This window comes from Listeria sp. MAN/IMW/UF464, assembly GCF_058683955.1.
This window is the reverse complement of record NZ_JBZWZP010000001.1, coordinates 681565-705518: the sequence shown is the minus strand read 5'-3', so window position 1 is coordinate 705518 and position 23954 is coordinate 681565. Positions and strand designations below refer to the sequence as shown.

At 36.6% G+C, this 23954-nt stretch carries 28 protein-coding genes; 17 read left to right on the top strand and 11 right to left on the bottom strand.

Going from position 1 to position 23954, the window contains the following annotated elements; all coding sequences use genetic code 11:
- Positions 1–10 precede the first annotated feature (10 nt).
- The 3 genes from AC4PG0_RS03590 (at position 11) to htpX (ending at position 2814) form a co-directional block, all read left to right on the top strand.
- Complete coding sequence (locus tag AC4PG0_RS03590; RefSeq protein ID WP_003771203.1) at positions 11–1237, top strand: peptidase U32 family protein; 1227 nt, start codon at positions 11–13, stop codon at positions 1235–1237.
- An 82-nt stretch (positions 1238–1319) separates the two neighbouring features.
- A complete protein-coding gene (locus AC4PG0_RS03585) occupies positions 1320–1877 on the top strand; it encodes a LemA family protein (RefSeq protein ID WP_003766234.1) in 558 nt (185 codons plus the stop codon).
- A 22-nt stretch (positions 1878–1899) separates the two neighbouring features.
- Positions 1900–2814: a zinc metalloprotease HtpX gene (gene htpX, locus AC4PG0_RS03580; protein WP_492167431.1), complete on the top strand. Its 915-nt coding sequence runs from the start codon at positions 1900–1902 to the stop codon at positions 2812–2814.
- A gap of 41 nt (positions 2815–2855) precedes the next feature.
- Here the strand turns inward: htpX and yjbH are convergent, their stop codons facing one another.
- The 3 genes from yjbH to AC4PG0_RS03565 form a co-directional block, all read right to left on the bottom strand.
- Positions 2856–3674 carry a protease adaptor protein YjbH gene (yjbH, locus tag AC4PG0_RS03575; protein ID WP_003761444.1) on the bottom strand — a complete coding sequence of 273 codons (819 nt, stop codon included), beginning with the start codon at positions 3672–3674 and terminating at the stop codon, positions 2856–2858.
- Between the two features lie 245 nt (positions 3675–3919).
- A complete protein-coding gene (locus AC4PG0_RS03570) occupies positions 3920–4504 on the bottom strand; it encodes a CYTH domain-containing protein (protein ID WP_003771206.1) in 585 nt (194 codons plus the stop codon).
- Positions 4505–4520: 16 nt separating this feature from the next.
- Positions 4521–4988, bottom strand: a complete 468-nt coding sequence (locus AC4PG0_RS03565; protein ID WP_045553433.1) for a tetratricopeptide repeat protein — start codon at positions 4986–4988, stop codon at positions 4521–4523.
- A 158-nt stretch (positions 4989–5146) separates the two neighbouring features.
- Here AC4PG0_RS03565 and yjbM point away from each other — a divergent pair, with 158 nt between their 5' ends.
- The 4 genes from yjbM to fabI all read left to right on the top strand — a co-directional run bounded on the left by yjbM (position 5147) and on the right by fabI (position 8416).
- The gene (gene yjbM, locus AC4PG0_RS03560; RefSeq protein WP_003722788.1) at positions 5147–5815 is read left to right on the top strand and encodes a GTP diphosphokinase; all 669 of its coding nucleotides are present in this window, start codon (positions 5147–5149) and stop codon (positions 5813–5815) included.
- Between the two features lie 31 nt (positions 5816–5846).
- Positions 5847–6641 (top strand): NAD kinase, encoded by a 795-nt coding sequence (locus AC4PG0_RS03555; RefSeq protein WP_003766243.1) that lies wholly within the window; start codon positions 5847–5849, stop codon positions 6639–6641.
- An 18-nt stretch (positions 6642–6659) separates the two neighbouring features.
- Positions 6660–7550, top strand: coding sequence for an RluA family pseudouridine synthase (locus tag AC4PG0_RS03550; protein ID WP_003761458.1), 891 nt, complete (start codon positions 6660–6662; stop codon positions 7548–7550).
- A 77-nt stretch (positions 7551–7627) separates the two neighbouring features.
- A complete protein-coding gene (gene fabI / locus AC4PG0_RS03545; protein WP_003761461.1) occupies positions 7628–8416 on the top strand; it encodes an enoyl-ACP reductase FabI in 789 nt (262 codons plus the stop codon).
- 31 nt (positions 8417–8447) lie between these two features.
- On the opposite strand, the gene dltD is transcribed toward fabI, so the two are convergent.
- Genes dltD through AC4PG0_RS03520 form a run of 5 tightly spaced genes read right to left on the bottom strand, consistent with a single transcriptional unit; the run spans position 8448 to position 12880 of the window.
- Entirely contained in the window at positions 8448–9722 is a 1275-nt protein-coding gene (gene dltD / locus AC4PG0_RS03540) for a D-alanyl-lipoteichoic acid biosynthesis protein DltD (protein ID WP_045553431.1), read from the bottom strand.
- Positions 9722–9958 carry a D-alanine--poly(phosphoribitol) ligase subunit DltC gene (dltC, locus tag AC4PG0_RS03535; RefSeq protein WP_003761466.1) on the bottom strand — a complete coding sequence of 79 codons (237 nt, stop codon included), beginning with the start codon at positions 9956–9958 and terminating at the stop codon, positions 9722–9724. Before dltC ends, dltD begins: the two co-directional genes overlap by 1 nt.
- 24 nt (positions 9959–9982) lie before the next feature.
- Positions 9983–11167, bottom strand: a complete 1185-nt coding sequence (gene dltB / locus AC4PG0_RS03530) for a D-alanyl-lipoteichoic acid biosynthesis protein DltB (RefSeq protein ID WP_003771212.1) — start codon at positions 11165–11167, stop codon at positions 9983–9985.
- Positions 11164–12696 carry a D-alanine--poly(phosphoribitol) ligase subunit DltA gene (dltA, locus tag AC4PG0_RS03525; RefSeq protein ID WP_070753372.1) on the bottom strand — a complete coding sequence of 511 codons (1533 nt, stop codon included), beginning with the start codon at positions 12694–12696 and terminating at the stop codon, positions 11164–11166. Before dltA ends, dltB begins: the two co-directional genes overlap by 4 nt.
- A 37-nt stretch (positions 12697–12733) precedes the next feature.
- Positions 12734–12880, bottom strand: a complete 147-nt coding sequence (locus AC4PG0_RS03520; RefSeq protein ID WP_003761469.1) for a teichoic acid D-Ala incorporation-associated protein DltX — start codon at positions 12878–12880, stop codon at positions 12734–12736.
- A 207-nt stretch (positions 12881–13087) separates the two neighbouring features.
- On the opposite strand from AC4PG0_RS03520, the gene rpiA reads away from it, so the two are divergent.
- A complete protein-coding gene (gene rpiA, locus AC4PG0_RS03515; RefSeq protein WP_003761471.1) occupies positions 13088–13762 on the top strand; it encodes a ribose 5-phosphate isomerase A in 675 nt (224 codons plus the stop codon).
- Between the two features lie 35 nt (positions 13763–13797).
- Here rpiA and AC4PG0_RS03510 read toward each other — a convergent pair whose 3' ends face one another.
- Positions 13798–14235: a GNAT family N-acetyltransferase gene (locus tag AC4PG0_RS03510; RefSeq protein ID WP_003761473.1), complete on the bottom strand. Its 438-nt coding sequence runs from the start codon at positions 14233–14235 to the stop codon at positions 13798–13800.
- Between the two features lie 16 nt (positions 14236–14251).
- Positions 14252–15001, bottom strand: coding sequence for an alpha/beta hydrolase (locus AC4PG0_RS03505; RefSeq protein ID WP_003761475.1), 750 nt, complete (start codon positions 14999–15001; stop codon positions 14252–14254).
- Positions 15002–15219: 218 nt separating this feature from the next.
- Here AC4PG0_RS03505 and AC4PG0_RS03500 point away from each other — a divergent pair, with 218 nt between their 5' ends.
- The 3 genes from AC4PG0_RS03500 (at position 15220) to AC4PG0_RS03490 (ending at position 17947) form a co-directional block, all read left to right on the top strand.
- The gene (locus AC4PG0_RS03500; RefSeq protein ID WP_003761476.1) at positions 15220–16239 is read left to right on the top strand and encodes a branched-chain amino acid aminotransferase; all 1020 of its coding nucleotides are present in this window, start codon (positions 15220–15222) and stop codon (positions 16237–16239) included.
- A 194-nt stretch (positions 16240–16433) separates the two neighbouring features.
- The gene (locus tag AC4PG0_RS03495) at positions 16434–17198 is read left to right on the top strand and encodes an ABC transporter ATP-binding protein (RefSeq protein WP_045553428.1); all 765 of its coding nucleotides are present in this window, start codon (positions 16434–16436) and stop codon (positions 17196–17198) included.
- The gene (locus AC4PG0_RS03490) at positions 17195–17947 is read left to right on the top strand and encodes an ABC transporter permease (RefSeq protein ID WP_003761478.1); all 753 of its coding nucleotides are present in this window, start codon (positions 17195–17197) and stop codon (positions 17945–17947) included. The genes AC4PG0_RS03495 and AC4PG0_RS03490 overlap by 4 nt, the downstream gene beginning before the upstream one ends.
- 36 nt (positions 17948–17983) lie before the next feature.
- Here the strand turns inward: AC4PG0_RS03490 and AC4PG0_RS03485 are convergent, their stop codons facing one another.
- A complete protein-coding gene (locus AC4PG0_RS03485; RefSeq protein ID WP_003771221.1) occupies positions 17984–19459 on the bottom strand; it encodes an LM6179_1298 family efflux MFS transporter in 1476 nt (491 codons plus the stop codon).
- Between the two features lie 139 nt (positions 19460–19598).
- Here AC4PG0_RS03485 and AC4PG0_RS03480 point away from each other — a divergent pair, with 139 nt between their 5' ends.
- From AC4PG0_RS03480 to AC4PG0_RS03455, 6 genes are all read left to right on the top strand, one after another.
- Entirely contained in the window at positions 19599–20651 is a 1053-nt protein-coding gene (locus AC4PG0_RS03480) for a M42 family metallopeptidase (protein WP_010990702.1), read from the top strand.
- Positions 20652–20663: 12 nt separating this feature from the next.
- The gene (locus tag AC4PG0_RS03475) at positions 20664–21140 is read left to right on the top strand and encodes a glutathione peroxidase (RefSeq protein WP_003761481.1); all 477 of its coding nucleotides are present in this window, start codon (positions 20664–20666) and stop codon (positions 21138–21140) included.
- A gap of 136 nt (positions 21141–21276) precedes the next feature.
- Positions 21277–21732, top strand: a complete 456-nt coding sequence (locus AC4PG0_RS03470; RefSeq protein ID WP_185324903.1) for a LytTR family DNA-binding domain-containing protein — start codon at positions 21277–21279, stop codon at positions 21730–21732.
- On the top strand, positions 21729–22157 hold the full coding sequence (locus AC4PG0_RS03465) for a DUF3021 family protein (RefSeq protein ID WP_045554610.1): 429 nt from the start codon (positions 21729–21731) through the stop codon (positions 22155–22157). The genes AC4PG0_RS03470 and AC4PG0_RS03465 overlap by 4 nt, the downstream gene beginning before the upstream one ends.
- Positions 22154–23065, top strand: coding sequence for an ABC transporter ATP-binding protein (locus AC4PG0_RS03460; RefSeq protein ID WP_492167432.1), 912 nt, complete (start codon positions 22154–22156; stop codon positions 23063–23065). Before AC4PG0_RS03465 ends, AC4PG0_RS03460 begins: the two co-directional genes overlap by 4 nt.
- On the top strand, positions 23058–23912 hold the full coding sequence (locus AC4PG0_RS03455; protein WP_194322352.1) for an ABC transporter permease: 855 nt from the start codon (positions 23058–23060) through the stop codon (positions 23910–23912). The genes AC4PG0_RS03460 and AC4PG0_RS03455 overlap by 8 nt, the downstream gene beginning before the upstream one ends.
- Positions 23913–23954: the final 42 nt, after the last annotated feature.

Sequence of the window (23954 nt, the reverse complement as noted above, 5' to 3'; positions counted from 1 at the left end):
GAATAGCATAATGAGTAAAGTATTAAAAAAACCAGAAGTGCTAGCTCCGGCTGGTAACTTAGAAAAATTAAAAATTGCCATTCGTTACGGAGCGGATGCTGTATATATTGGTGGCCAGGCGTTTGGGCTTCGGTCACGAGCAGGGAATTTTAGTTTTGATGAAATGAAAGAAGGTATCGCATTTGCGCATGAGCGAAATGCAAAAGTGTATGTAGCTGCCAATATGGTTGCGCACGCAGGGGATACAGAAGGTGCTGGTGAATTTTTCCGGACACTCCGGGATATTGGCATTGATGCAGTCATCGTTTCTGATCCTGCACTGATTAGCATTTGTTTTCAGGATGCGCCAGGCTTACCAGTCCATTTATCAACACAAGCATCTGCAACCAATTATAAAACGTTAGAATTTTGGAAAAAACAAGGATTAGAACGCGTGGTGCTTGCCAGAGAAGTAAGTATGCAAGAAATCCAAGAAATCGGCGAAAAAACGGATGTCGAAATGGAAGCATTTATTCATGGTGCGATGTGTATTTCTTATTCCGGTCGTTGTACTCTATCCAATCATATGGCGAACCGTGATGCGAATCGAGGAGGTTGTGCGCAAAGTTGTCGCTGGAAATATGATTTATTTGAGATAGATAATGGCGTTTCTAAAAATTTAGTTGATACAGACGAAGAACCGTTTTCGATGAGTGCGGTAGATTTATCTATGATTAAATATATTCCAGATATGGTTGATGCTGGCGTAGATAGCTTAAAAATCGAAGGAAGAATGAAATCGATTCATTATGTCTCAACGGTAGCAAGTGTGTATCGCCGTGCGGTAGATGCATACTGCGCGGACCCTGAGAATTACGAATTTGATCCAGCCTGGGAAGAAGAATTATGGAAAGTTGCACAGCGCGAGTTATCGACAGGCTTTTTCTATAAAGAACCAACCGAGGACGAGCAATTATTCGGGAAAACTCGGAAAATACCTCAATATGCTTTCGCCGCTCAAGTACTTGAATACGACGCAGAAACAAAAATTGCTACCTTACAACAACGAAATAATTTTGGTGTCGGGGAAGAAATTGAGTTTTATGGACCGGGAGATACTGGTTTTAAACAAGTTGTCGAAGTTCTTTGGAATGAAGACGGGGAAGAAATTGACCGTGCTCCAAATGCGATGATGACGATAAAAATGCCGGTAGATAGACCTGTTAAGCCATTTTACTTTATGCGAAAGAAAAAATAGAATCTCATGCTGCAGTAGGATTGTCGTGTACTCCCCAAGTAAGGTATAATGGGATTAGTACATATGAAGGAGGAGATTAATTATGATAGGATGGATTATTGCTATCGCTGTTGTTGTAATTCTAGTATTGATTTATTTCGGTCTATACAACAGCCTTGTAAAATACCGTAACCGTGTTGACGAAACTTGGGCGCAAATTGACGTACAATTAAAACGTCGCTTTGACTTGATTCCTAATTTAGTTGAAACAGTTAAAGGGTATGCAACACATGAAAAAGAAACACTAACACAAGTAATTGAAGCTCGTAACAAAATGATGGAAGTTCCTGCTGACAACCGTCAAGGGCAAATCGAAGCAGATAATATGCTAAGTGGGGCGCTTAAATCTATTTTTGCATTAGGTGAAGCTTATCCAGACTTAAAAGCAAATACTTCCTTCATCGAATTACAACATGAACTAACTACTACGGAAAACAAAGTGGCATATTCTCGCCAACTTTATAACACAACCGTAATGACTTATAACACAAAAGTACAATCAGTACCAACAAACATCGTAGCAAAACTGCATAACTTTAAAGAACGCGATATGCTTTCGATTCCAGAAGTAGAGCGTGTTGCACCAAAAGTAGAGTTTTAAGCCATGAAGGAGAGCGAAAATTATGCTATTTGAACAAATTGCAGCAAATAAGCGAAAAACTATTTTTATCATTCTTGGCTTTTTTATTTTCGTTCTTATGGTTGGGGCTGCTATAGGTATAATTGTTTGGAATAACTATCTAAATGGACTCATACTTGCGGCGGCTATTGGTGCGGTTTATATTTTGATAATGGTAATGAGCAGTTCGTCGGTTGTCATGGCGATGAATCATGCGAAAGAAGTCACCTCAAAAGAGCAAGCACCAGTTTTATGGGATACTGTTGAAAGCATGGCGATGGTTGCTGGTATCCCAATGCCAAAAGTTTATATTGTAGAAGATCCAAGTCCGAATGCATTTGCAACCGGTATTTCTCCTGAAAAAGGCGCCGTAGCTGTCACTAGAGGATTGTTAAATAAATTAGAACGATATGAGTTAGAGGGCGTTATTGCGCATGAAATTTCTCATATTCGTAACTATGATATTCGCTTGTCGACTATTGCGATTGCCTTAGTCGCGGTTATTGCTATCCTAAGTGATTTAGCTATGCGTTTGATTTTCTGGGGTAGCTTAACAGGCGGAAGAAATAGCCGCAAAAGTGACAATAATAATGGTGGCGGGGCACAGATAATTATCTATGTAGTAGCACTAATTTTTGTTATTTTAGCTCCGATTATTGCTACGGCGATTCAGTTCGCTTTATCTAGAAATAGGGAGTATTTGGCTGATGCAAGTGCAGTAGAATTAACTCGGAATCCAGATGGGCTTATCCAAGCATTACAAAAAATTAGCGGTGATACGAAAAAAATGGAAGAAGTTAGCGCTTCTAGTGAGTCCATTTACTTTTCGTCGCCATTGAAGTCTAAAAAAGATAAACCAGGTCTTTTCGATTCCCATCCGCCGATTAGTTCGCGAATTGAGCGGTTGGAAAACATGTAATAAAAAAGTAGCAGCCGAGGATTAGGCTGCTACTTTTTTTATTATAAGCTACCGATATATTTCCAGTGAGGCTGGCCATCTGGAGCATCGATTAATTCTACTTTTTGTTGAAGGCGCCATTTCTTCATTTGGCGGTCAATTTGTTGTTCAGAAACCCCGTAAAAGGCTGCCATGGAAGCAGAAGAAGTAACTTTTACTTTAGCTAAATATTCTTCCATTTGTGGGCGTTCTTCTGGTTCTGGGAAATCATTTAAAAGCTCGGATAAAACATGTACGTAGACCTCATAACGATGTAGGCCACTTAATTTTAACCCAGCGTCTTCTATATTTTTATTGAAGAAAACTACTGTTGGATTTTCGCGTATTTCCATTTCTTGTGCTACTTTTTGGTCGCCAATATAGGCGCGCTTAGCAGCAGTAGATGCTAAATCTTTTTTGAATTCAGTAAGATCTAGACCGGTGGAAATAGCGATTTCATAGAGTACTTCTTCACTAGCGATGTCTTTATTCTCAAGAAAATAAGCTTCTTGAATCTTACGCAGGAATGTAATACCTTGTTTTTTTCCTTGGAGTTCAGCGGCTTTGACTGCAAGACAAGAAATATAGGAAAGGTGCGCCCCTATTTGTTGTTCTTTTAAGCTTAGGTTACTATTTCCAGCGCGTTTTTGTTTACATACAAATGTCTGCAAATTATTATGCAGCACATAGCGCAATTTAAAATAGTTCCCGTACTCCATTTGTAACCGGAGCATGTTCGCTTCAATATTCCAACAGTCATCACAAGCGGGATCAAAAAATAGATAAATTTCAATGGGCTTGGAATTAGCTACTGACTGATAATATAAATTTTGGTTAATCATTTGCTATCACCTGATTTTCAAATTCTAAATACCTTCAAGCAGATATTCATTTCAATGTACCAGTGTGAAAAGAAATAATTCACTGCTAAGTAAAAGCTGATACAAAATTTGGTTTTGTAACTTACATATCTATTTTATCAGCGTAATGTAAATTTAACAAATAATTGTCATTGGCTTAATATATTTATTCGTTATTTTTTAAGAATTTGTGTCATTTCGCTATAAATTAGTACGTTTTTCGTTAGTTAGTCATTATTTTTATACACATGATTATAAAAACGAGCTACTTTGTTTTCTGCTGGATGATTCGTTATTTGATATTCTTTGAGTAGTTTATCAAAAATTTCTTTTCCTTTATCGTAATCAGAAACTTCATATTCTAAATCAAAATCTGAAATAGAACCATAGAAATTTTTGTCGAATACGAGTAGTCCTTTTTTGTAATCTTTTTCGGCCCGAATTGTTTTGAGGGAACCAAAAACTTGTAAATCTTCATGATTAATACCGATTTCTTTTAATGTATCGCGCACTGGACCAACGGGGATATTTGCTCCGTCTGTAATGGCTGTTGCTTGATCTGCTGCTAAAATTTGAGTTGTTTCCATTAAACCGCGAGCCTCAGGAGTTTTTAGTGTTAATTGGTACTGTGTTTCTAACTTACGAATCCGAAGAGCAGAGTTACGTTCTTTTAAGCCGAAATCTGCCGTATCTAAATAAAAATTAGTTTGTTCAAAAAAATCATCTTCTTTAATTCGAAAATCCTCTATAAGTCGATCATATTCCTCTTTTGTCAAAAGATTGCGGAATTCTATTTCTAGTTCTTTTACCATGAAAATTCATCTCCTCTTAATGAAATAATGCATCTAAATCTTGTGCATAAAATTGAATCGCTTTTTTGTAACTTAAAATATCTTTGTCATTAGTTGTATTTGTTAGTAACAGAAGTGCTTCTTGTAAGGCTTCTTTTTCCTTACCTTGATTATACTTAGCCATGATGAAAAAAGTACGTAAAGCATTATTTTCTGGGAACTCTTCTATCGCTTTTTGGAAAAGAAGGACGGCTTTTTCGGGAGAACCTGTTATGCGGTAGGTGCTACCAAGGCCAATATATGCTTCTTTTTTATCTGCATCAGGAAGACCAAGCTCCAGTGCTTTCTCATAAAAAGGGATAGCGGCATCTTCTTTACCGAGCGCATCGTGTGCCCATGCTGCAAAATAATTTAGTTCCGCATTTTCTGGGGTGTTTTTTAATTCTGCAAGAGCTTTTAGTCGAGCAGTTTCGTAATCGCCATTTTGAAGTAAAGTAAGAATCATTTCCATCATCCTTTTCATTGTATCGTTAGCGCTTCAGTTTTATTTTAACATGTGATTGAAAAAAAGGTTACTTTTAGCAAGGTGGATTAATCACTTTTGTGTTAAAATATAACTGATGTTGCATAAATTTAATCATGAATATACTTGAGGTGAGCGATTTGAATCATTGGGAAGACTTTTTAGCGCCTTATAAACAGGCAGTAGAAGAACTTAAAATTAAACTTAAAGGAATGCGTTCACAATTTGAGCTTGAAAATAATCATTCGCCAATTGAATTCGTTACAGGACGAGTGAAGCCAGTTGCGAGCATATTAGACAAAGCTAATCAAAAACATATCGCACTTGACCATTTAGTGGAAGAAATGCAAGATATTGCGGGACTGCGAATGATGTGTCAATTTGTAGATGACATTGAGGTTGTTGTTCGTCTTTTAAGGCAACGCAATGATTTTCGGATTGTGGAAGAGCGCGATTATATTACAAATAAGAAACCCAGTGGATACCGTTCGTATCACGTCGTTATTGAATACCCAGTGGAAACAATTCAAGGTGAGAAGAAGATTTTAGCTGAAATCCAAATTAGGACATTAGCAATGAATTTTTGGGCGACTATTGAGCATTCGGTAAACTATAAATACCAAGGCGAATTTCCAGAAGCGATTAATAAGCGACTAAAACGCGCTGCCGAGGCGGCTTTTCAATTAGATGAGGAAATGTCGCAAATTCGTGAAGAAATACAAGAAGCGCAAGTCTATTTTTCTCAAAACAAAGATGTATCAAAGGATAAAAAAGCGGTGCATCAAGTAATGCCAAAGAAAAATAAGTAATTAAGCGTAGGAATAGGGGCGAATAGAAATAATGAAATATATGATTACTTCAAAAGGGGACGAGAAGTCAGATTTGCTGCGATTGAATATGATCGCTGGTTTTGGGGAATATGACATGGAATATGATGAGATAGAACCTGAAATCGTTATTTCTATTGGCGGAGATGGAACTTTTTTGTCTGCGTTTCATCAATATGAAGAGCGCTTAGATGAAATTGCTTTTATCGGAATTCATACTGGTCATCTTGGCTTTTATGCTGATTGGCGCCCAGCTGAAGCAGATAAATTAGTTAAGTTATTAGCAAAAGGAGAATATCAAAAAGTTTCTTATCCACTGCTTAAAACTACAGTAAAATACGGCATTGGCAAAAAAGAAGCTGAGTATTTAGCGCTAAATGAGTCAACCGTAAAAAGTTCAGGTGGACCTTTTGTTGTGGATGTAGTTATTAATGATCTCCATTTTGAACGATTCCGCGGAGATGGTTTATGTATGTCAACACCAAGCGGAACGACAGCCTATAATAAATCACTCGGGGGAGCGCTAATGCATCCGTCCATTGAAGCAATGCAATTAACTGAAATGGCGTCGATTAATAATCGAGTTTACCGGACAATCGGTAGTCCACTCGTTTTTCCGAAGCATCATGTAGTTAGTTTACAACCGGTAAATGACAAGGATTTTCAAATTTCTGTGGACCATTTAAGTATTTTGCATCGTGATGTTCAGGAAATTCGTTATGAAGTATCAGCGAAAAAAGTTCATTTTGCGAGATTCAGATCATTTCCATTTTGGCGTCGAGTACACGATTCATTTATTGAAGATTAAGCTAGCAGGAGGAAGCATGTGTTTTTAGAATGGCAAGTAAAAAATGAAGAAGATGGGTTGTTGCTTAGAACTTTTCTGAAAAGCAAGCACATATCTAAACAATTATTAACCGCAGTAAAATTTGGCGCGGATGGTAAAATTGAAGTTAATAACGAAGAACAAAATGTTTTATATCATGTTAAAACTGACGATAAAGTTCGACTTACCTTTCCAACAGAACAACAAAATGAACGATTATTGGCAGAGCATACAGATTTAGAAGTAGTTTTTGAAGATGACTTTTTATTAATTATTAATAAACCGGCCGGAATGGCTTCAATTCCGTCTCAATATCATCCGACCGGTTCAGTAGCAAATTTTGTAAAAGGACACTACGAAAATCAAGGGCTTACAAGTGCTATCCATATCGTAACAAGGCTTGACCGAGAAACATCAGGATTAATGTTAATCGCCAAAAATAGATACGCACACGCCAGGCTCAGTAGTTTTTTACAACAAGGACTACTCAAAAGACGATACCAAGCTTTCACTTCAGGTACCCTGGAAGAAGAAGCAGGATCTATTGAAGCGCCAATAGGACGCAAGGATGTAAGTATAATGGAGCGTTTTGTTACTCCAGAAGGAAAATATGCGAAAACAAATTATGAGGTTCTCATGCGTTATAACGGGTTTGATCATTTAGCGATCCAGCTTGAGACAGGGCGAACACATCAAATTCGGGTGCATTTTTCTTATATCGGTCATCCGCTTATTGGTGATGACATGTACGGCGGGGATCAGGTACTACTTAAAAGACAAGCACTTCACTCTTGTCATCTACATTTAGTCCACCCAGTCACAGAAGAATATATGGCGTTTGATTTGCCTTTACCAGAAGATATGGAGCAGATAATTCAAAAATCGAAGTAATAAGTGTTTTAAAAAGTTATTTGGTCATGTAAAATGGAAGAAGCGAACAAATCGCATCAAAATTAGGAGGAAAGAACATGAATTTATCATTAGAGGGAAAAACATATGTTGTAATGGGAGTAGCTAATAAACGCAGTATTGCTTGGGCGATTGCTCGTTCATTAAATGAAGCAGGAGCAAAACTAGTATTTACATATGCGGATGATCGTGCGAAAAAAAGCATTACTGAACTAGTACCTTCATTAAACGAAATAAATCAAGATCCACTTATTTTAGCATGTGATGTAACAAGTGAGGACGCTATTACAGCGACATTTGAAACAATTAAAGATAAAGCAGGCAAACTTAGTGGTTTAGCACATTGTATTGCTTTTGCTAATAAAGATTACTTAACTGGTGACTATTTAGAAGTAGATCGTAAAAGCTTCTTACAAGCGCATGAAATCAGTGCTTATTCGTTTACAGCGGTGGCGCGTGCGTTAAAACACTTAGATATGTTAACTGAAGATGCTAGCTTGCTTACTTTAACTTATCTTGGCGGTGAGCGTGTTGTAGAAAACTACAATATCATGGGTGTTGCTAAAGCTTCTCTTGATGCTAGCGTGAGATACCTTGCAATGGACCTAGGAGCTATCGGAGTGCGTGTGAATGCTATTTCTGCTGGACCAATTAGAACAGTCTCAGCACGTGGCGTTAGCGGCTTCTCTGACTCGATTTCACTTGTAGAAGAAAGAGCACCATTAAAACGTGCAACACAAGCAGAAGAAGTAGGAGATACAGCTTATTACTTATTCAGTAATTTATCTCGCGGCGTAACAGGTGAAGTAATTCATGTGGATAGCGGTTATCATATTATTGGATTCTAACAATGAAAAAAATCCAGGAGTAGTTTAAATACTACTTCTGGATTTTTTTTGGTCCATTATCTGGATGACTTTTAATATAATAATCATCTACTGTTGGTTTATAGTTTGTTTGAACCGGTGCTTTGACAAAATCAGCAAGGACTTGGTCGATTTTTACCCAACCGCGCCAGCTTAAATGAATAGGATCTTCTAAAAAGAAAGAATCATTTTGATATTGTTCTAGAGAGTAATAACGGAAGCCTTGACTCTCGATTTGTTGTTTTGTTTTAGCATAGTAACCATCTAAGCCTTGTTTGTTCATACCAATGTAGTCAATCCATTTACCATTAATAGGAGGATTGATGAAAATAACATCGGCGCCAGCTTTTTTAAATGCGTCCATTAGAAGTTGTAAATCACCAAATTCTGGAGATTCATCGTAACGCAAATCTTTACGGCTATCTTTTAACTTACCTTCAATTGGTTTGATTTTTTTCTGATAATATTTTTCTTTCACTTGGAAAGGATTGTCGCCGATACTTTTCTCACCAGTTTCTTTTGCTAGGTCATCTAGTTGTTTATAATCTAATTTTTCTGGGAGATCTTTTAGACCTTTTTCTATACGATCTTGTTTAGAACCTGAAACTGTTTTCGATTCTAAATCGTCTTTACGTTCTAAAATTTTCAGTTCGACATTACCAGCAAGTTTTACAAGTTTTGGATCATGAGGTTTTTTAGGACCCTTTGCGACGATGTTTTCAAGTAATTTCTTTAAAGTAGAGTCGCTTTGAACCACTTGGAACGATAATAATCTTTTTGCTGCATATCTGCGTTCAGGTGTGTTTTTCGCGTCTTCAAGTGCAAATTTATAAGCATGAAGAGGGGAGAAGTTAGCACCAAACGATGGATCAGAAACGCCTTTAGGTTGGAACCATTGTGGAGATAAAACTACAGCCACTTTTTTGCCTCTTAAGTCATCACCAAGTGCATTTACATCAAGAAAATGGCTTAATGATTGTGTACCCGGACGACCTAATAGGAATGGTGTATAACCTTGATCATATTTTTTTGAGACTACGCTAGGATGAAATGGGTCGACACGAGAAAGCTCTGAAGAACCATAAATTGGTAAATAGTTTCCTTCTTTTAAAGCTTCTTTCTGGATGTCTAAGCCTTGGATGACGTATTCGTTCATAGACGTAGCGCTCTTTTCTACAGTCTCCGAAGACACATAAGAAAATAAGCTGCTAGGTCCAAATAGAACGAAAAGGAAAACCGCGAATGCGACCAGTAAAGGCCCAAATGTCATCCACAGCTTTTTTTTCATTATTTTAGCGCCTCAAGTTGTGTAATAATCATTTCAGGAGTAGCCCATTCGTCGCGGTCAAATTCTGAAACGGGTACAGTAATATCTAGTCTTGATTCAATTTCAATTAAAAGTTGAACAGTTGCCATTGAGTCTAGTAAACCTTCATCAAATAATTTGATATTTGTATTTTGTACTACTTCATCAGTTTCTGTAATTTCTTCTAAGATTTCTAATACATTTTCACGAAAAGCCATTTAAATTACCACCTTTAGTTAGTTTTAAAAATTAATTTTATCTAAAATACCTGAGAAAATCAGGAATCCGAAACAAACAAATTGGAATGTAATGATAACGCCGATTACATAAGTTATTTTGTTTTTTGGATAGAACTTGTGCTTTTTGTTAAAGCGTTCGATTAGGTCGAAACCAACAATTAAAGTGGCTTGATAAAGACCATAAACGATGTAATACCAGTGAAGTCCGTGCCATACACCCATAATGAAAAAGTTAACAAAATATGCGATATAGGCGATGGTGAACTTACTCTTGAACCATTTCTTTTTTGTAAGCCATAAGACAAAACGCATAAATACATAATCACGGAACCAGAAGGAAAGAGTCATATGCCAGCGATTCCAGAATTCTTTAATGTTTCGTGCTGCAAAAGGCTTATTGAAGTTCATTGGTGTTTGAACGCCGAGTAGATAACTCACTCCGACTGCGAAGGCACTGTAGCCAGCAAAGTCAAAGAATAAGTACATACTGTATGCGTACATATAACCAATCAAACTTGTTGTTGTATCAACATTGTGTGTAATCGCGATGTCTAGTGGAACAACAAAATGTTTGTTTACTAAGTATGCGATAATGAATTTATAGAGAAAACCAAGGAAGATAAGGAAAATTCCTCGATTCAGTAAAGCAACATAAGCTTCTTTACTAGGCGGATTATCAACGTCTTTTTTAAAGCGACGGAACCGGTCAATCGGTCCTGATGAAATAGTTGGGAAAAATAGTAAGAAATTAACAAAATCCCATGCGTTGTACTGTTTAATTAAGTTATCGCGTATTTCAATAATCATTTGTGTCGCTTTAAAAGTTAAGTACGAAATCCCTAGGAAACCAACCATTGTTACTTGGTCCCCTAAAATTGGAACTACTTTAGAGATTACAAGCGGGAGAATGGAGAGAATCACTGCTATGACGAATACGCCGCCATGATTCTGTTTTTTCTCCTGCCTGTAATGGAAGTAAAGTCGTACGAGTGCAAGTTGCCAGAAAACAAAGAAGATAAAAGTAACTCCTTGGACTGGATTTGCAGCGAATAAAAAGTATAAAAATACTAATGTGACAAAAGCGTTATATATCGGTAATCTTTTTCCTAACAAACCAGCTACTATGATAGGAATGAAAAACAGAAGAAGTACTCCAAAATAAAGTATTGTACCGTATGGTGTGCTCACTTGTTAACCTCGCTGTTAAGTGCTTTTCGATCAATTTTGCCATTCATTGTCAACGGGAATTCCGTTTTATAAATCCATTTTCTTGGGATCATATATGCTGGCATAAATTCTTTTAATTCGTTTTTGATTGCTGCACTTAGCTGGTATTCTTTTTCAAAATCGTGGGAAGACGGGATGACCTGAGCGACCAACATATCAACCTTTTCATCTTTCATTTTAGGAATAATAGCGCAGTTTTGGATGTAACTTACTTTTTTTAGATTGTTTTCAATATCTTCAAGTTCGATTCTGTAACCATGAAGCTTAATTTGGAAGTCAAGACGACCTTGGAAGAAGAGATAACCATCTTTTATAACACCAGAGTCACCAGTATGGTAGGCTTGGTAACCTTTGTAATCAAAGAATACTTGGTCTGTTTTTTCTGGTTCGTTTAAATATCCTTTTGAAACACTTGCACCGATTAGGATGATTTCGCCTTTTTCGCCTTCAGGAAGTATTTCACCAGTTTCTTGATCGACAATATGAAGTCGCATATCTGGTTTAATAACTCCAAGTGGTAGGCTCGGATAAGCATCAATCAACTCGCGTGTTACTTTTACTTGTGTAACAGCAACAGTAGCTTCAGTCGGCCCGTATGTGTTATAAATGACTGCATCTGGGAAACGGTCAAGTAGTTCACTTGCTGTTTTCTTAGCAAGTACTTCACCACAGAATAAGAAACGTGTTAAATTAGGGTTGTTTTCTTGGTTGAAATTATCATCTAGTAAACATAAGTCTGCAAATGATGGAGTAGAAACCCATACATCAAAATTTTGAGCAGGTATTTCGCGATATAAATCTTTCATATTAGCAGTGATTGTTTTATCTAGTGGTACAAGAGTTCCGCCTGAAAGTAAGCTTGGATATAAGTCCATAACCGACAAGTCAAAGGAAAATGGTGCTTGGTTTAAGAAGCGCAATCCTTGTCTTAACGAGAAATCTTGTAAAATCCAATTGCTAAAACTAACTAAATTGTTTTGGCTAATTTGAACGCCTTTTGGATTTCCTGTGCTTCCTGATGTGTATATAATATAATAATTATCATCATTTTTAACACATTCAGCAGGGTCTGGCACTTCTTCAAAATGTTTTTCCAAAGCATCCATCAATTGGTCTTGTGTTAGAACGGGACAACCTGTAATTGTAAGGTTGTTTGGAAGCTCTTCTGTGCAAATGAATAGTGCAGGATCTGCTGCTTTTTTGATTTGTTCTATACGTTCAACTGGCATAGAAACATCTACAGGAACATAAGCACGTCCTGATTTAATAGTACCTAAAAACGCAATAAGCATTAGTGGGGACATGTGTCCGTACACGATAATAGGTTTTTCTTTGTCAGAGTTTAAAGTATTTAGTAGAAAAGAGCCGAATGCATCCGATTGCCGTTTAAGTTCTTTGTAGGAAAGACGTGTTCCAGCATATTCATAGCAAGGGAAATCCGGTGTCTTTTCTGCCCATGCATCAATTCTTTCAATGATACTCGTTGTCATAATTGATATTCCCATTTTTTAACAGTCCTTTCTTTTTTTAAAATTCATTGTAAATAAATTTGGCGCCTTCAGGGTTTTTGAAACCATAAAACCATAGCAACCCAAGCAAAACAGTCAAGTAAAAAATAGTCTTCATTGTAAAAATTGTTGCTGGATGATGCAAAAATAGTTTTACTTTATTCATAAATCCACCTCTTTATTATTTCAGTTATGTTACAAATATTAAAATTAAACTCTTAATACTTACTTACTGTAATACATCTGTCTTTAAATGTCTAATTACATTTTTGTAAGGTTAGAAAAATAAACTTACTTTGAACTTAAAAGTAGGTGGCGTATAATGAAAATATCGATATCGCAATGCTTTAATGCTAAGTTGGGAGGAAAATAAATGATTAATCAAAAGAAAATCGCAGGTGAAAAAGCGTGTGAATGGATTAAAGATGGAATGGTTGTCGGACTTGGAACGGGAAGTACCGTTTATTATACGATTGAAAAATTAGGGGAAATGGTGCAAAAAGGCTTAAACATTACTGGGGTGGCTACTTCTATAGAAACAGAACAACAAGCTCGGACATTAGGGATTCCGCTAAAATCTTTAAATGATGTAACGAAAATTGATGTCACAATTGATGGCGCTGATGAAATTAATCAAGCTTTTCAAGGAATAAAAGGGGGCGGAGGAGCACTTTTACGAGAAAAGATGGTCGCTCAAGCTAGTTCAAAGAATATTTGGGTTGTTGGGGAAGAGAAGCTTGTGAAGGAGCTTGGAAAATTTCCTTTGCCACTTGAAGTGATTCCTTTTGGATGGAAGCAAATTAAACGAATGCTAGAAAATGACGGGGTTGAAACTACTTTACGCAAACAGTCGTCAGGAGAAATATATGAAACAAATAACGGCAATTATATTTTAGATATTATAAATCAGACCTTTACTAATCCAGAAGCCTGGCATGAAAAGTTAGCGGGCATTCCTGGGGTACTTGAGCACGGCTTATTTCTTCATTATGTAGATATAATTATTTGCGGCAAAGCATCAGGAGAAATAGAGATAATAAAAAAATAGTTATTTCTTCTATTAGAAAGAAATAACTATTTTTATTAATAAGTTAATGTTTTTTTCATTTCTTTATGTTTAATTCCTGCATCTAAGAATACATCAGAACACGTTTCATAGCCAAGTTTTTCATAAAAGGGGATTGCTGTTAACTGGGCGCCTAATTTTAGTGTTGTTAATCCACGTGTTTTAGCTTCCAGTTCAATAGCTTCCATGATTCTACGTCCACTGCCGGAGCCACGGGCTATTTTTTGGGTGCAAATGCGTTCGACTTTACCGTAACCATCCTTTACGCGAAATCTGCCTGTCGCGAGCGCTGTGCCGTCTTCAGCGTAATCAACAAACATATCCACCGAAGCCATTTCATCAAATTCATCCCATTCTAATGCAGGATCTACATTTTGTTCGACAACGAAAACGTCATTTCGAATTTTTAGTGCTGCTTGTTTACCTAGTTCATCTGTTACTTTTTTTACCGTCAAGTTGTTCCGTCCCTTCCTATGCGCGCATGCTTTCTAAATCAAACGTATTTACTGGAAGCATAAATTGTAAGGATTCTTTAATAAATGGCTGCCAGTATTTCCAGCGATGATCGCCGTTAAATACGCGGAAATAATAATCAAACCCACGAGAGGTTAAAATTTGTTCTAAAGATTTGTTTGGTGATAGAAAATCGAGTATTTCATCTCCAGTAGTTTCAACTGCAGTTTCTTGGTCGCCAATAATATGGTAGATTTTTACTTTGGCAGGGTCAGCTTTTTCTGCTAATGTAAGGATTGCATCATCGACATAAGGAGAATGTAAGATAACATTACCGAACGTAAACGGAAATAGTAGTGCGGCTTTTAATGAAACAGATGCACCAAGGGAGTCACCCATAAGAAATCTACTCGTTGGCATTTGGAAAGAAGGGAAGCGTTCTTCAAGATAAGGAACAAGTTCGAATGCTAAGAACCGGATGTATGCTTCATTTTGTTCACCATCTGGATGATACTTTTCTCGGCGATCCATGACAGTTTTGTAAGGAATACCAATGAAAATGGCTTTTTGAATCTGCTCGTTTACTGCTAATTCTTCCGAGTGACGCGCAAGTTTACCAAACTGAAAATAATCTTTTCCATCTTGTACAATAAATAAAGGATATTTGTAAAGTGGCGAAAAATCAGGTGGTAAGCAAATAATTAAATCGAGTTCCTCTCCTAGCAATTTACTGTAAAATTTCTCATCTAACATTTTATGAGCTGTCATTTTCATTCTCTCCTTTCTTGAAATCCTTCCTTCTAAGATGATTGTTTTTTGAAAAGTTACTCTATTTTAGCATGAATTACGTTAAAAGAAAGAACATTTTGCCTATTTATTAGAAAAAATTTTCTTTTTCATAGGACTTCACTGCAATAATAGCGTTTATTGTGCTATACTGAAACATACAATAATTCTGATTTATCGATAGAAAGTGGGGATTTTGAATGAGTAAAGATATTGACTGGAGTAATTTAGGGTTTAGTTATATTAAAACGGACAAGCGTTATATTTCACATTGGAAAGACGGAGCGTGGGATGAAGGTACTTTGACGGAAGATAATACACTTCATATTAGTGAAGGTTCTACTGCACTTCATTATGGCCAACAATGTTTTGAAGGTTTGAAAGCATATCGTTGTAAGGATGGTTCCATTAACCTTTTTCGTCCAGATCGTAATGCTGCTCGTATTCAAAAAAGTTGTGAACGTTTATTAATGCCTCATATTCCAACAGAAAAATTTATTGATGCTTGTATGCAAGTTGTTCGTGCAAATGAAGAATTTGTTCCACCTTATGGTACTGGAGCAACTCTTTATTTACGACCGTTTGTAATTGGCGTAGGTGATAATATTGGCGTTCATGCAGCTCCAGAGTATATTTTCTCTGTTTTTTGTTCACCAGTTGGTCCTTATTTCAAAGGCGGAATGGCACCAACTAACTTTATCGTTTCTGACTTTGACCGTGCCGCTCCAAATGGAACAGGTGCAGCAAAAGTAGGCGGTAACTATGCAGCAAGTTTACTTCCAGGTCAAAACGCAAAAGATCGTAATTTTGGGGATTGTATTTACTTGGATCCAGCTACTCATACAAAAATTGAAGAAGTTGGCTCTGCTAATTTCTTTGGTATTACAAAAGACGATAAATTTATTACGCCGTATTCTCCTTCTATTTTGCCAAGTATCACAAAGTATTCATTACTTTATTTGGCAGAACACCGTTTAGGTTTAAAAGCAGAAGAAGGCGATGTATTTATTGATAAGTTAGATGAATTTAAGGAAGCAGGCGCATGTGGAACCGCCGCAGTTATCACACCAATTGGCGGTATTCAAACAAAAGATGACTTCCATGTGTTTTACAGTGAAACAGAAGTAGGTCCAGTAACAAAACGCCTATTTGATGAACTATGTGGAATTCAATTTGGAGATGTAGAAGCTCCAGAAGGTTGGATTTATAAAGTGAAATAATGACAAACCGTCCGTTTATCGGGCGGTTTTTTTTATGCTTAATTTTAGTTAATTTATTTAAAAAAAAGAATATAAGTTTTTTGTTGACAGCATATCAACTAAGTGTTACTATATAGTGGTAATAAGTGATACAGAATACCCGTGATACTAAGTAGTGAAATAAAATAGGAAATTGGAAGGAAGGGTGAGTTCAAATGAACGAATGGATGATTGAAGCTAGTGGGTTAAGAAAGTCTTTCAAAAAAACCGAAGTCTTAAAGGGCGTTGATTTTGGAGTAAGGCGCGGTGAGATTTTTGCTTTACTTGGCTCTAACGGCGCTGGGAAAACAACGACTATTCAAATTTTAACTACACTTTTGAAAGCAGATAATGGAAAAGCGAGTGTTGCTGGGTTAGATGTTACGAAAGAACCAGAGAAAGTGAGAGAGCATATTAGTCTTACAGGACAATTTGCTGCAGTAGATGGTTTACTAACTGGTCGTGAGAATATTTTACTCATTGCAAAATTACGAGGAGAAAAAAATCCTGATCAAACAGCCAAAGATTTACTAGCCCGTTTTGGTTTAGAAAAAGCTTCAGACCGAAGAGCAGACACATATTCAGGAGGGATGATGAGACGTCTTGATATTGCAATGAGTTTAGTGGGATCTCCGGATGTGATTTTTCTTGATGAACCGACGACAGGTCTTGATCCAGAAGGACGGATTGAGGTATGGAAAACGATTAAAGCTCTTTCTGATGAAGGAACTACTATTTTACTGACGACACAGTATTTAGATGAAGCGGAGCAACTTGCTGATAGAATTGCAATCCTTCACGGCGGAACGATTATTGCAAATGGTACTTTAGAGGAACTTAAAAAATTGTTCCCACCTGCTGAAATTGAATATGTCGAGAAACAACCGTCACTGGAAGAAATTTTCTTAGCAATTATTAATGGTAAGGAGGGAGTAAAATGAAAGCAATTCGCGATACAAGAATCTTGTTTGGTCGCTCGATGCGTCACATTTTGCGTAGTCCAGATACAATTATTACAGTAGCAATTATACCCATTATGATTATGTTGATGTTCGTCTATGTACTAGGTGGAGCGATTCAAACAGGAACAGATAACTATGTTGATTACTTGTTACCAGGGATTATTTTAATGGCAATTGCAAGTGGGATAGCTTATACGGCAGTACGATTATTTACAGATGTGCAAAAAGGGCTGTTCCAACGATTTCATTCTATGCCAATTAGTCGTTCTTCTGTATTATGGGGACATGTTTTAACTTCTTTAGTTTCTAATGCAATTTCAGTTGTTTTGATTATTCTAGTTGCTTTATTAATTGGATTTAGGTCATCTGCTGGGATTTTAGAATGGCTTGCTGTAGCTGGGATATTGCTACTTTTCACGCTAGCTTTAACTTGGGTGGCTGTTATTCCTGGTTTGACTGCAAAATCGGTTGACGGGGCGAGCGCTTTTTCTTACCCACTGATTTTCTTGCCTTTTATTAGTTCTGCTTTCGTTCCAACTGATACGATGCCAACTGCGGTTCGGGTATTTGCGGAAAATCAACCAGTAACTTCTATTGTAAATACAATTCGAGCATTGTTATATTCAGGATCCGTTGGTAATGAAATCTGGATTGCACTTGCTTGGTGTGTTGGTATTACAGTCGTAGCTTATATCTTTGCAGTACTAAAATATAAAAAAACAATCTAACAAAAAAGGATTGGCTCAAAGGAGCCAATCCTTTTTTTAATTTTCACCAGAAATATGTTTTTTCGGTAAAATGAAATGGATAAAATAACTAACGATACAACAAGCAAACATTACCCAGAATACCATGTGGAGTCCGCTATATAAAATATCTCTAAGCGGTTCGACTAGATTTGGATTAACATTACCTGAAGTTTGTGGGCTGATTAGCTGATTTAAATTACTACGATTTACTTCGCTACCAGCTGCTGCACGAAATTGTGTGGTTAATACGGAGTTGAAAATAGTTCCAAAGACAGCGACACCAATCGTTTGACCAACAGTTCTAAATAGTGTGTTGGAAGCAGTAGCAATACCAGTTTGGAATCTCGGTACAGCATCTTGGACGGTTACAGTTGTAGTAGTAAAAATAATCCCAAAGCCAAATCCCATAAAGGCACTATTTAAATAGAAGAAGATGTCATTTGTGGAAGCTGGGAATAAAGCTAAAATAAGTCCACTTGCAGCTGTTATTAATACGCCAATTCCGACTGTATGGCGATTTCCTAGTGTCATTAAAAGCTTTCCGCCTATAAATGAACCGATAATCCACGTGACGGAAAGTGGTGCAAGCATAAATCCAGCAATTGTGGCTCCGTGACCAAGCATTCCTTGAGCCCACATTGGAATATAAACATTAATACCAATTAAAAAGGCACTAATTAGAAAACCAATTAAGTTTCCAATTAAAACAACTGGATTTTTAAATAAAACAAATGGCATAATCGGATCTTTGGCACGTTTTTCGACAAAATAAAAAGCAACAAATAATAATATCGAAACGGCAAAAAGAATGACTACGAGCGGTTCTGTCCAGTTGAGGGACTCTCCAGCACGCTGTAATGCAAATAATAATCCTAAAAGTGCTACAGTAAATAATGAGGCCCCAAGATAATCAATTGGTAATTTTACTCGTTCGACCTCTTCACGTAAATAAAGCAAAATAAGTAAGATAGTTAGAAGTCCGATTGGCACATTAATAAAGAAAATCCAATGCCAAGAAAGTTGGTCTACTAAAAACCCACCAACGAGCGGCCCGAAAACACCTGCAATACCCCAAGCAGAACCCATGAAGCCAAGTACTTTTGCTCGTTTTTCAAATGGGTAGACGTCTGCGATAATCGTCATAGTAGATGGTAAAATCCCGCCTGCTCCAATACCTTGAATCGCGCGAAAAATAATTAATTGCTCCATATTTTGTGCAAATCCACAAAGTGATGAACCAATGATAAAAATAATTGTCGCAATTACAAAGATATTTTTTCGTCCATACAAATCAGACAGTTTTCCGTAAATAGGAACCGTCACTGCTGATGTTAGTAAATAAACAGAAAAAATCCAGTTCATTAACTCTATGCCGTCCAACTGACTTACAATCGTTGGCATCGCAGTACTCACGATGGTACCTTCAATAGCTGCCATAAATGTTGCGACAAATACGGCGATGGTAACGGCTTTTACTTTTGTTTGTTCCAAAAAATTCCCTCCCTTTTCGTCTACCGAATTATAGCATATAAAAGGACTGATTTGGAAAAAAATTAATCTTAAGAAATGCGTTAGGTGAAGATAAGCGCTATAATATAATAGAATAAAGCGAACTAAAGGAGGAATATTTTTGAGTTACGAACCAAATACAACACAAACGATGCAAAAAATTAAAGAGTTAACTTCTATCCCTAGTCCGACAGGGAACACAGGGCAAATCATTGAAAAACTAGTGAGGGATTTAGAAGCTTCTAACATCCCATATAAATTGAACAATAAAGGCGGATTAATTGTAACTCTACCAGGAAAAGATGACTCCAAACATCGTATGCTAACGGCACATGTTGATACGTTAGGCGCGATGGTAAAAGAAATCAAAGCAGATGGAAGATTACTATTAACTTTAATTGGTGGCTATCGTTTTAATGCGATTGAAGGCGAATATTGTACGATTGAAACTAGCGAAGGCGATTTATATAGCGGAACAATTCTCATGCATCAAACCTCCGTTCACGTATATAAAGATGCTGGTACGGCTGAACGTAATGATAAAAATATGGAAGTTCGTTTAGATGTAAAAGCGCTAGATGCGGATAAAGTTCGCGCACTTGGAATAGAAGTTGGTGATTTTGTTTCCTTTGATCCACGTGTCCAAATTATTAATGATGAATATATTAAATCTCGCCATTTGGATGATAAAGCAAGTGTCGCGATTTTATTACAACTCATCAACCATATTCATGAAAATAAACTAGAGCTTCCACATACAACTCATTTCCTAATTTCTAATAATGAGGAGATTGGCTATGGTGGTAATTCCAATATCCCAGCTGAAACAGTGGAATATTTAGCTGTAGACATGGGAGCGCTTGGTGATGGTCAAACTTCTGATGAATACACTGTTTCTATTTGTGCTAAAGATGGCAGTGGCCCTTATCATTTAGGTTTGCGTAAACATTTAGTTGAACTAGCTAAAAAGAATAATATTGATTATAAAGTAGACATTTATCCGTTTTATGCATCAGATGCGAGTGCGGCGATTAACTCTGGTAATGACATCGTTCATGGTTTAATTGGCCCGGGAATTGATGCTAGCCATGCATACGAACGAACACACCGCGATTCACTCTATCATACAGAAAAATTAGTTTATGCTTATTTATTTTCGAATATATTGAAATAGGAGGAATTCTACATGAATGTCCATGATTTTTCTGAAAAAGCAATGAATGGTAAAGAAATAGCATTAAGTGACTATAAAGGCAAAGTTTTACTCATTGTCAACACAGCGAGCAAATGTGGTTTAACACCTCAACTGGAAGGTCTTGAAAAAATGTATAAAAAACTTGGCGGAGATAACTTTGAAATCCTTGGTTTCCCGTGCAATCAGTTTTTACGTCAAGATCCTGGTAGTGACGAAGAGATTTTAGAATTTTGTCAAATGAATTACGGCGTGACTTTCCAAATGTTCTCTAAAATTAAAGTGAAAGGCAAAGACGCTGCCCCACTTTATAAATATTTAACTGAACAAACTGGAGGCAAAAAAGTTGAATGGAACTTTGCCAAATTCCTCATTGATGAAAATGGCGAAGTTGTTGAACGTTTCCCATCAAAAATGAAACCAGAAGAGTTTGAGGACAAAGTTGAAGCGCTTGTTGCAGCAGTAAAATAAATAGTAAAACTCGGTAGTGAATAATCCGCTACCGAGTTTTTTTGCATCTTAGGGAGGTTAATTTGCAAGTTACAGAAATCAACTTGTAGTTTTTAGTGTAGCGTTTATAATAAAAAGAAAAAAGGGAGGCAACCAGATGAATTTCCATGTAAAGCAAAATAATAATTTAGCGATTGGCGAAGTAGACATATATTGCCACCCAAATAATCTGGAAGAAGTAACTAAAATAGTGATGGGGCTAGAAGAGCAAACCGAGAAAATCTCTGTCAAAAAAGACGGAGTGACATATTTAATCGCTAAAAGAAAAATTTTATATTTTGAGGCTGTAGAAAGTAAAATTTTTGTGTATACAGAAAAAGACGTATATGAAACTACTTGGAAGTTATACGAGTTGGAAGAAAAATTTAAAGATAGTTCCTTTTTCAGGTGTTCGAAATCCATGATTTTAAATATCGAATGGATTGAAAAAATTGCGCCTGGCTTCCACGGGAAATTTGAAGCTAGCCTTTTTAATAGAGAAAAAGTGATTATTTCTAGGCAATATGCCAAAGTCTTAAAGCAAAAATTAAACTTAGGAGGGAAGGGCAAATGAGCGCAAAATTAATTCAATTTATTCAATCAGCGTGTATTATTTTTACAGCTGCAATTATCACGATGATTTGTTCCTATATCTCAACTGGAGAATCTGAAACGATAGCTATTCGCGATATTTTTACTATGCTAGGTTTTAGTGTTATTACTACTTTTGTTCAGCAATTACTTTTCAATAATTCGATAAAAACGAAATTTGCTTTTTATATTCGTTTAATTGTTTTTTTCTTTTTTATTAGTGCAGCAATTTTAGGTCTTGGTTGGTTGTTTGATTGGTATCATTCCTTAACTGGCTTTATGATTATTTTTGGCTTTATTTGCGTGACTTTTCTTGTAATGCATCTGTTTTTCAGTTTTAGAGATGCGAAATTTAGTAATGAAATTAACCAAAAACTAGCAGAAATGCGAGAAAGGGAGACAAAATGATAAAATTAACGAATGTAGTTAAAACGTTTGGAAAAGTAGAAGCAGTTAAAGGCATTAATTTAGAAGTTGAAAAAGGTTCTTTGTTTGCTTTCTTAGGTGAGAACGGGGCGGGGAAATCGACTACTCTTAGCATGATTTGCACAGAAAGCGAGCCAACATCTGGAGAAATTTTTATTGACGATGAAAAATTGACCTTTAAAAACAGGAAAAATTTCAGACAAAAGTTGGGCGTTGTTTTTCAAGAAAATGTGTTGGATGATTTACTTACCGTGCGTGAGAATCTGTATAATCGTGCCAGTTTATATGGAAAAACAAAAGCAGAAATTACCGAACGTTTAGAGCTTGTTTCTTCTATTATGGGAATTGAGGATATCTTAAATCGCCGTTTTGAAAAACTATCTGGGGGACAAAAACGCCGAGCTGAAATTGCTAGGGCTATTATGCATGATCCAGAAATTTTACTACTCGATGAACCGACTACTGGGCTGGATCCGAAAACTCGAGTGAGCGTTTGGAAGATTATTGATTATTTGCGAGAAGAATTCGGCATGACGGTGTTTTTAACGACGCATTATTTAGAAGAAGCGAAGGATGCGGATCAGCTGGCAGTTATTCATAAGGGGAATATTATCGCTCAAGGCACCCCCGCTAATATTAGAAGTCGTTTTTCAGTAGATAAAATCTTTTTTTACGATGCAAATGTGGAAGAACTTCAGGTAATTATTGAAAAAGCAAATTTACCTTATAAAGTGTCAAAAGGAACGATACGTGTTGACGTAACAGATGGAAATATCGGAATTTTGGCTATTTTGAATCAAACAGCGGGGTTTTACAGTTCTTTTGAAGTAATAAAAGGAAATCTTGATGATGCATTTATCTCGATGATTAAGGAGGATTCAAATGATTAGTCGTAATTTAAAAATCTATTTTCGTGATAGAACTGCGGTATTTATGTCGTTACTCACGATTTTAATTATTATCGGACTCTATGCCATTTTTTTAGGAAATAATATGGAAGAAATGTTTAAACAGGCTTCTGGAAAAACGATAGGAATACAAGAATTAGTGAATACGTGGGTAATTGCGGGGATTTTGTCTATTACGCCGGTCACTGTTTCTTTAGCTGTTTTCTCATTAAAAGTGCACGATGAAGAGGAGAGCATTGCTAGAAGTTTTGCAATAACTCCAGCTTCCAGATGGCGAATTGTCGCAAGCTACATCGTTAGTGGTTTAGTTGCTTCATTTGTTTTGTCAGTTATCACCCTTTTTGTTGGTGAAATGTACATCTGGTTAACAGGAGGAGCGTTTTTACCGCTTGAAAGTTGGGTTAGTTTAATCGGCATTATTTTAATTAATGTTCTATGTTGTAGTAGCATTATGTTTTTTATCGCAAGCCTAGTGAAAAAAGCGAGCGCCTTTAGTTCGGTTTCGACTATTGTTGGAACTGTTATCGGTTTTATTGCTGGAATTTATTTGCCGATTGGTTCGCTTCCTGCTGCGGTTCAAACGGCGATGAAATGTTTTCCTTTCACATACGGGGCGTCTACTATTCGTGAAATCATGACAAAAGAGCCTTTACAACAAGTTTTCGCAGGTAATACTGAGGCGATGGATGCGACAAAAGAAATGATTGGTATTACTATTTATTGGGGTGATAAAACAGTAACGACAGGAGTCAGTTTGCTGATTTTAAGCGTCTTTGCAGTACTTTTTGGCATTTTATCTGTCATCTTAATGAAACGACAAACAAAATAATTTTTGAATAAAAAAACAGCCGAAATTCTCCTAGTTATGCTA